This window comes from Pseudooceanicola pacificus, assembly GCF_009789075.1.
GTDB classification, from domain to species: domain Bacteria; phylum Pseudomonadota; class Alphaproteobacteria; order Rhodobacterales; family Rhodobacteraceae; genus Pseudooceanicola; species Pseudooceanicola pacificus.
In genome coordinates, this window is sequence record NZ_WNXQ01000004.1 from 406,193 (window position 1) to 413,680 (window position 7,488).

Genomic DNA, 7,488 nt, shown 5'->3' on the forward strand with positions numbered 1-7,488 from the left:
AGCATGAAACGCGCGACAGGGCGCCGGGGCTTGCACGCCGGGGTCGCGCGTCATTCGACGGGCCTGCAGTCAGGGGCGGGGCCTCACGCGCAGGCACGGCGCAGGCAAGCGAAGGGGCCAGGGGGCAGCGCCTCTTGCCCCGTGCATCGTACAGCGGCCCGGCGATCAGGTCAGAAGGCCGGGTTCCCTGCGCAGGATATCCGCCCAGATGGCATAGCCAGAGGCGTTCAGATGGATGAAGTCGCCCTCGTAATACCGCCCGATGGGCCGGCCATTCTCGCCGATCAGCCCGGCAGAGGTTGCCACGAAACGGGCGTCCGGGCGGCCTTCGCACCACTCGCGCTGCAACGCGTTCAGGGTGTCGACCTCATCGGCATAGATCCAGCGCGTCGGGCTTTGCTTGGTTTCCAGCACGAACAGCTGCGCCTGGGGAAAGGCGGTGCCGATCCGGTCCTGCAGCTTCAGGAAATTGGCAAAGGCCGATGCCCCGGTGAGCCCGTCATTGGCGATGTCGTTCTCGCCGAAATAGAGCACCACCTTGGCCGGGTTCAGTGGCGCCAGAAGCGTGTCGAAGTAATGCAGCCCCGACAGGTAGGTGCCGCCGCCAAAGCCGAGGTTCACGATGTCGAGCGAACCGAGATCGCGGTTCACCGATGGCCAGAGCCGGAACGAGGACGAGCCGTAAAAGGCAATCGGCCGCTCGGGCAACCCGCCCCGTGACAGCCGGGTCAGCAGGCCGGTGACGTCGTCTTCGAAGCGGTTGGTCCGGATGTCTTCGGGCGCTTTATACATGGGTGGGCTCTAGCTCGGGTTTGACGGGATTGGCATGGTGGCAGGCCACGATGCGCCCTTCGGCGTCGGGTTTCAGCGCGGGCGTGAAGCGGCCGCAGACCTCCATCGCCACGGGGCAGCGGTCGCGGAAGGCACAGCCCTGCGGCAGATGGATCGGGCTGGGCGGATCCCCGTCCAGCGGCGCGCGTTCGCGGCGCTGCGAGGGATGCGGGCGCGGCACCGCTTCGAGCAGACCGCTGGTATAGGGATGTTTCGGGTTGTTGAGCACATCGAAGGTCTTGCCCGTCTCGATCACCCGCCCGAGGTACATGACCGCCACCCGGTCGCTGACATGGGACACCACGCCGATGTCATGCGAGATGAACAGGAGCGACAGGTTCATCTCGTCCCGCAGATCGCAGAGCAGGTTCAGAACCTGCGCGCGGATGGACACGTCGAGCGCGGAAACCGGCTCGTCCGCGACCAGCAGGCGGGGTTCCAGCGCCAGCGCGCGGGCGATGCCAAGGCGCTGCCTCTGTCCGCCCGACATCTCGTGCGGGTAGCGTTCGGCGTAATGCGCGCCCAGCCCGACCCGGTCCAGCAGGTCCAGCACCCTGGCGCGGCGCTCGTCGGGCGTGCCGACCTTGTAATTGTCCAGCGGCTCGCGGACGATGGCCTCGGCCGTCCAGCGCGGGTCGAGCGAGGAGGTCGGATCCTGAAAGATCATCTGCACCGCCTTGCGATGCGCGTGCAGCCCCGCGCCGCGCAGCTGCGTCAGCTCTTGTCCCAGCAACCGGGCAGAACCGGAATCCGGCCGGTCCAGCCCCATGATCAGCCGCGCAAAGGAGGATTTGCCGCAGCCGCTTTCCCCGACAAGCGCAAGGGTTTCGCCGGCCGCGATCTCCATCGACACGCCGTTGACCGCATGGACCTTCTGCTTGCCCCCGATGGGGAAGTGCCGCACCAGGTCGCGGGTCTGCATCACCATGTCCCGGCTCATCGTGCCGTCTCCTTTTTCGGGGCGTCGAAGGCGCCGACCGGCTGGTCGCAGCTGGTGACATGCCCCGGCGCGACCTCGCGCCAGTCGGGCGTGCGGTCCAGGCAGGACGGCGCGGCAAAGGCGCAGCGGTCGGCAAAGTTGCAGCCCTGCGGCAGGTTCGAGAACTGCGGCAGGGATCCGGGGATCTCCACCAGGCGCTTGCTGGCCGTCTGGCCGGGGTGAAACTCGGCCGTGGCCGACAGCAGCCCGGCGGTATAGCCGTGCGACGCCCGGTCGAAGATATCGAAGACGCTGCCCTTTTCGACCAGCGACCCGGCATACATGACCGCCACGTCATCGCCGATCTCGGCCACCACGCCCAGGTCGTGGGTGATGAAGATGATGGCGGTGCCGAATTCGCGCTGCAATTCCCCCAGCAGCCAGAGGATCTGGGCCTGCACCGTCACGTCCAGCGCGGTTGTCGGTTCATCCGCGATCAGCAGCTTGGGCCGGCAGATCAGCGCCATGGCGATCATCACCCGCTGGCGCATGCCCCCCGACAGCTCGTGCGGATAGGACGTCATCCGCCGTTCGGGATCGGGAATGCGCACCCGCTGCAGGACCTCCAGCACCCGGGCATCCTGATCCGCGCGGCTGAGGTTTTCGTGCAGGAACACCGCTTCGCGCAGCTGGAAACCGATGGTCAGCGCCGGGTTGAGCGAGGACATCGGATCCTGAAAGATCATCGCCATCTTGGTGCCGCGCAGCTCGGCGAACCGCGCCTCGTCGCAGGACAACAGGTCGATGCCGTCCAGCTCCATCCGGTCGGCGGTGATCCGGGTGGTCTTGGCCGGGTGCAGACCCATCAGAGAGGTCGCCGTCACGCTCTTGCCGGACCCGGATTCCCCGACAAGACACAGGGTCTTGCCCGCTTCGAGGTCGAAAGAGACGCCGTTCACCACCTTTGCCTCGCCATTGGCGCCGAAGCTGACCGACAGGTTGCGCACGCTGAGAAAGGGTTGTGTCATTATGGCCGTCTCTTTGTCAGGCGCGGGTCAAGCTGATCGCGCAGCTGATCGCCCAGGATATTGATCGAAAGCACGAGGATCGACAGCATGATGCCCGGAAATGCGATGATCCAGGGCGCCAGGCGGAAGTAATCCTTGCCGCTGGCCACCACGTTGCCCCAGCTTGGCACATCCGGTGGCGTGCCGACGCCGAGGAAGCTCAGCGCCGCTTCGCTCAGCACCGCGGCGGCGCAGACATAGGTGGCCTGCACCATCAGCGCGCCGATGGCATTGGGCACGATATGCTGCAGGATGATCTTGTGCGTGGCCGAACCGACCGAGACCGAGGCCATGACAAAGGGCAGTTCGCGGATCGACAGCACCACGCTGCGCAGCAGCCGGGCGGTACGCGGGATCTCGGGCACGGCAATCGCGATGATCACCGTCACCAGCCCGCCCCCCAGCAGCGACACCAGCGCAATGGCCAGCAGGATGCCGGGGATCGCCATGAGCCCATCGGCCACCCGCATCAGCACCATGTCGGCCCAGTGGAAATACCCGGCGATCACGCCAAGCGCCCCGCCCACCAGCAGCACCAGCGCGGCGGTGGTGACCCCGACGATGACCGAGTTGCGCGCCCCCGACACCGTGCGGGCAAAGATGTCGCGGCCCAGGTTGTCGGTGCCGAACCAGGCCTCGGCACTGGGCGGCTTGAGCCGCATCATGGGGTTCAGCTCGTTGCCATTGCCCAGGATCATCGGCCCGAAGACGGCCATGCCCAGGATCATCAGCAGGAAGAACAGACTGATGCACACCGGGATCGTCAGCCATTCGGGCCCGCGTTTGCCGGGTGCAGTGATGCTTGCGACACTCATTGGCGAACCCTCGGATCAAAGAGCGCATAAGACAGATCGACCAGCAGGTTGATCGCGATCAGCACGAAGGAAAAAGAGATCAGCACGCCCTGCACCACAGGATAGTCCCGGGTCAGGATCGCATCGACGGTCAGCCGTCCCATGCCGGGGATGTTGAACACCGATTCCGTGATCACGACCCCGCCCAGAAGCGCTGCAAAGCTGGTCCCGATCACCGTCACCACCGGCACGCCGATGTTCTTGAGCGCATGGACGATCAGCACCCGCCGGTTGCGCGCGCCCTTGGCGCGGGCGGTGCGGATGTAATCCTCGGACAGCACTTCGAGCATGGTCGCCCGGGCGATGCGCGCCACAAGCGCCGAAAACAGGAAGGCCAGTGTGATCGCGGGCAGGGTCAGGCTGCGGATGCAGGCCAGGAAACCGTCGGCCAGGGACTTGTACCCCTGCACGGGAAACCAGCGCAGCCGCAGGGCGAAGATCTCGACCAGGGCATAGCCGATCACGAAGACCGGCACGGAAAACCCGATGACCGAGGCGATGACCAGCGCGCGGTCCAGCGTGGTGCCGGCGCGCCAGGCGGCCCAGACCCCCATCGGAATGGAGATCAGGATGGACAGGACCATGGTGTAGATCGCCAGGATCGCGGTCGGCTCGACCCGCTGGAGGATCAGCGACATCACCGGAAAGCCGGAATAGACGGATTCCCCGAAATTGAGCGAGGCGACATTCCCGAGGTACAGCCAGAGCTGTTCCAGCAGGGGCCGGTCAAGCATCAGGCGCTGGCGGATTTCTTCGATCTGTTCGCGTGTCGCGTTTTCTCCGGCAATCATCGCGGCGGGATCGCCGGGGCCGATGTGCAGGAGCAGGAACACGGTGACCAGGACAACAAGGACAACGGGAACGACCGACAGAAGCCGTTTGAAAACGAAGGAATTCATGGTGCCTCCTGAAAAGACGGGCCGGTCACAAGGGCCGGCCCGCCGCAGTTGAGGGGGAGGTTATTCGGACTTTTCGATGTTCCAGTAGACCTGCAGCGGGCTCTGGATCAGGCCGTCGAGCTTGCTGCTCCAGGCGGAGACGCCGGAGTACTGGCCCATCGGCACGAAGGTCACGATCTCGTTCGAGCGGTCCTGGATTTTCACCGCGGCCGCCTTGCGTGCCTCGGCATCGCCCGCCAGCAGGAACTCGTTCCAGTTGGCTTGCAGTTCCTCGTCGCAGGGCCAGCCGACAAAGGCGTTTTCACAGGCGCCCGTGACATAGGGGTTGGTCAGGGGATCCATCATCGCATCGCCGCCGAATGCGGTCAGGAACATGTTCCAGCCGCCCTCGGCCACCGGCCCGTTGTTGTTGCGGCGCGAGAACATGGTCGCCAGGTCGATCTGGCGGTCGTCGACGACAAAGCCGCCCTTTTGCAGCTTGTCGATCAGGACGATGCCCATGTCGCGCTGGAACTGCTGGTCGGTGGGGTGCAGAAAGGTGATCGGCGTGCCGTCATATCCTGCCTCTTTCAGCAGCGCCTTGGCGCCTTCGTAGTCCTCGGTCATGTAGCGTTCGCTGTTCACGTCCGTCGCATAGGGCGCACCGCACATGAAGATCGACGGGCAGATCTCGTAAAGCTCGTCATGATCGCCCAGCAGGGTCAGCATGAAGGCTTCCTGGCTGAGCGCCAGTTGCACGGCCTGGCGCACCTTGATGTTGTCCAGCGGAGGCTGGGTGTGGTTCAGGACGATCTGAACGCTTTGGCCCAGCATCGGGCGGGGGCCGTATTCGATGCTGTCGTCCCCGTCGAGCAGGGCGATGGCGTCATAGGGAACGCCGGTCAGCATGTCGATTTCGCCGGCCAGCAGTGCGTTCAGCGCGCTCATGCCGTCGGGAATGGTGAGGCGTTCGATCCGGTCCACCTTGGCCAGCTTGCCACCGGCCAGGTTGCTGGGGGGTTCGTCGCGCGGCGCGTAGTCGTCGAATTTCTCGACCGCGAAGACCACGCCGGGCTGCCAGTCCGCCAGTTTGAACGGGCCAGAGCCGGTCAGGTCGGGCAGCTTTTCCCCGATGGGCGTCTTGGCCAGGCGTTCGGGCATGATGAAAAGCGGGTAGGCGGTCATGCGGCCCAGACCGTTCAGCAATTGGCCGAAGGGTTCGGTCAGCACGATCCGCCAGGAGGTGTCGTCAATGGCTTCGATCTTGTCGAGACGCTTCTTGATCTGCAGGCCCAGGCTGTCCTTCGACATCCAGCGCTCGATCGAGGCGATGACATCGGCCGTGGTGACCGCCGCGCCGTCATGGAACATCAGCCCGTCGCGCAGCGTGAATTCATAGGTCTTGCCATCGTCGCTGACCGAATAGTCGCCAACCATCTGCGGCTGGACTTCGAAATTGGCGTCAACGGCAAACAGGGTGTCCCAGATCAGGTAGGACATGTCGCGCATGGGGTAGTTGGTGCTCAGCAGGGGGTCCATCTGCTGGATATCCCCGACATCGCGGATCTTCAGCACGCTTTCAGCCTGCGCAAGTCCGAACGACGCGCAGGTCATCAGTGCCGCCAAGCTGGCGGTTTTCATGAATTTCAACGGTTTATCCTCCCAATGGGTCTACCTCGGCTTTTTGCCGCGGCCTTCCTCGGACTGGTGCGAATTGCTTCCAACCGGCACCGAATGTAGGATTGGTAAAAGCGTTTGTGTGCGCGCGTCAATCCCTTGTATGCACGAGAAGCAGACAAGCACACATTGAGAGGTGTCTTGCATCATGTCAAAGAAGAACACTCTGCGGGATCAGATCGAGGAAGCGATCCTGTCCGGCAAGTTTTCTCCAGGTGAGCGGCTGGAGGAAAAAGTGCTTGCGGAACAATATGGAGTGTCGCGCACACCGGTACGCGAAGCGCTTCGACAACTGCATGAGACGGGCCTTGTCGAAGTGCGCGAACGGCGCGGCACGGTGGTGCGGGAAAATTCTCCGACCGAGCTGGTGAACATGTTCGAAATGATGGCGGGGCTGGAATTTCTGGCCGTTCGTCTGGCAACCAGGCACATGACCGAAGACGATCGCGCGCGAATCCAGGCGGCGCACGAGGCCTGCCGGACCGCGCGGGATATCGGGACGGATGCCTATTATTACGAGAACGAGGCCTTCCACCAGGCGCTCTACCGGGCCAGCGGCAATCCGTTCCTGGAACAGCAGGCCACGGCCTTGCACCGCCGCTTGCAACCCTACCGCCGCCTGCAGCTCCGCTCGATCAACCGGGTGTCGCAATCCTTTGAGGAACACGAGGCCATCGTGGCGGCGTTGTTTGCCGGCGATGCGGAGGGGGCAGGCAATGCCGTCTGGAACCACGTCGCCATACAGGCCGACAATTTCCGCGTGTTGTTTCCCAACGGCTAGGGCCGGGATTGAGGACCGGCAGATGACGAGTGCTGTGGGGGCGATAGCCGAGAGGAAGACATGGGGCCGCCGCCTCAGGTCAATGCCGGGGTGCTTGTAAGGGCGCCGTCCTCGACACCATGCGCCGCTGAAGAGCCCATGCGTTGCGCATGGCCCGCCAGAAGGTGCAGCAGATCGGCCGGTTCGGCCCGCGTCAGCGCGCTGTTTCAGTGCAACCGATCCGGAGGGGCAACAGACCCCACGATGCCCGTGGGAGCCGCCTTTACCAGCTGTTGCCGCGCAAAGGCCGCGGCCCTGTGCAGTGGATCGTGGTCGCTCAGAGATTATTTGTGACATAATCATGATTATTAGAAATGCGGCTGTACGCGCAAAGTTAAAATGTCCCACATCTGCAAAGTAGAAATGTCACACTTCCCTGTTGATCAAGCAGGATTGGAGTGTGTCCGTGGGAATGTTGATCATGAGCGAGCGCGAGCTGAAC

Annotated in this window: 7 protein-coding genes; 1 reads left to right on the forward strand and 6 read right to left on the reverse strand. The window is 64.0% G+C overall.

Annotated elements, in window-relative coordinates; genetic code table 11:
* Positions 1 to 165: 165 nt before the first annotated feature.
* From GLS40_RS10020 to GLS40_RS10045, 6 genes are read right to left on the reverse strand one after another with little or no spacing between them, the layout of a single operon-like run.
* Positions 166 to 792, reverse strand: coding sequence for a GDSL-type esterase/lipase family protein (locus GLS40_RS10020; protein ID WP_160382618.1), 627 nt, complete (start codon positions 790 to 792; stop codon positions 166 to 168).
* Positions 785 to 1,771, reverse strand: coding sequence for an ABC transporter ATP-binding protein (locus tag GLS40_RS10025; protein WP_160382619.1), 987 nt, complete (start codon positions 1,769 to 1,771; stop codon positions 785 to 787). Before GLS40_RS10025 ends, GLS40_RS10020 begins: the two co-directional genes overlap by 8 nt.
* On the reverse strand, positions 1,768 to 2,778 hold the full coding sequence (locus tag GLS40_RS10030) for an ABC transporter ATP-binding protein (RefSeq protein WP_160382620.1): 1,011 nt from the start codon (positions 2,776 to 2,778) through the stop codon (positions 1,768 to 1,770). Before GLS40_RS10030 ends, GLS40_RS10025 begins: the two co-directional genes overlap by 4 nt.
* On the reverse strand, positions 2,778 to 3,632 hold the full coding sequence (locus GLS40_RS10035; protein ID WP_160382621.1) for an ABC transporter permease: 855 nt from the start codon (positions 3,630 to 3,632) through the stop codon (positions 2,778 to 2,780). The genes GLS40_RS10030 and GLS40_RS10035 overlap by 1 nt, the downstream gene beginning before the upstream one ends.
* The gene (locus tag GLS40_RS10040; RefSeq protein WP_160382622.1) at positions 3,629 to 4,570 is read right to left on the reverse strand and encodes an ABC transporter permease; all 942 of its coding nucleotides are present in this window, start codon (positions 4,568 to 4,570) and stop codon (positions 3,629 to 3,631) included. The genes GLS40_RS10035 and GLS40_RS10040 overlap by 4 nt, the downstream gene beginning before the upstream one ends.
* A 60-nt stretch (positions 4,571 to 4,630) precedes the next feature.
* On the reverse strand, positions 4,631 to 6,190 hold the full coding sequence (locus GLS40_RS10045) for an ABC transporter substrate-binding protein (RefSeq protein ID WP_235905876.1): 1,560 nt from the start codon (positions 6,188 to 6,190) through the stop codon (positions 4,631 to 4,633).
* A gap of 184 nt (positions 6,191 to 6,374) precedes the next feature.
* Between GLS40_RS10045 and GLS40_RS10050 the strand changes: the two genes are divergently transcribed.
* Positions 6,375 to 7,007 (forward strand): GntR family transcriptional regulator, encoded by a 633-nt coding sequence (locus tag GLS40_RS10050; protein WP_160382624.1) that lies wholly within the window; start codon positions 6,375 to 6,377, stop codon positions 7,005 to 7,007.
* Positions 7,008 to 7,488 lie beyond the last annotated feature (481 nt).